The organism is Synechococcus sp. H60.1 (genome assembly GCF_047462335.1).
GTDB lineage: Bacteria > Cyanobacteriota > Cyanobacteriia > Thermostichales > Thermostichaceae > Thermostichus.
The window spans coordinates 1-693 of sequence record NZ_JANSJA010000210.1; the positions used below are offsets into that span (position 1 = coordinate 1).

Below are 693 nucleotides of genomic sequence, written 5' to 3' on the forward strand. Positions count from 1 at the left end.
AGCGGTACGGAGTGGGCTTCCTGTAGCCCTGCAGTTGGCAAGCCAACCACGGGCCCCCCTCGTTCCCCCCGTATACGGGGGGATGTAAGGGGGGCAGGGGGCCGGCTTACAGCGACCCCCAAAAGCGCAATCCCGTTAGCACCGTTCAAATCTGCATCCCCTTCCCAGCCACAGGCCGGGTTGACACAGCGAAAATGCTTCCCTTCCCGTTGCCCAAGCCACAAGCAGCGGTGACAAGTTTGCGAAGTGTAGCCAGGTGGTACTGCCACCACCTTCACCCCCGCTCTTGCTGCCTTGTACTCCAAGAACCGCTGTAACGGGTAGAACGCCCCTCGCGCTAGCGGGCCGTAGGCCTCACTATTGGCCCGGCGCCGCTCCGTCTTGCTGCGTGGCTGTTGGTTGACTCGTTCACGGATCCCAGTCAGATCTTCCAAGGCAATAAAGCTGTGGGTGGCCAGTGCTCGAGCAACAAGGGTTTTAGAGATGCAGTGGTTCACCCAAGCTTGAAAGCGTCTCTCCCGACCAGACAGCCGTTGCAGCAGCTCCCGACATCTCCGTCGAGAACTGCGTGTGCCCTGACTGGCCTTGCGTTGGAGAACCGCTCTCAAGCGGGAGTAGTGATCCCTCACCTTATTTAGCTGCTGTCCATTCCAGTGATCCCCCTCAGAGGTATGAGCAATATCCCTCCTACCC

The 693-nt window shown here is 59.7% G+C and carries 1 protein-coding gene; it reads right to left on the reverse strand.

From position 1 onward, the window contains the following. Positions 1–693, reverse strand: a 693-nt coding sequence (locus NW852_RS10375; RefSeq protein ID WP_414426718.1) for an RNA-guided endonuclease InsQ/TnpB family protein, incomplete at both ends; no start/stop codon positions are given.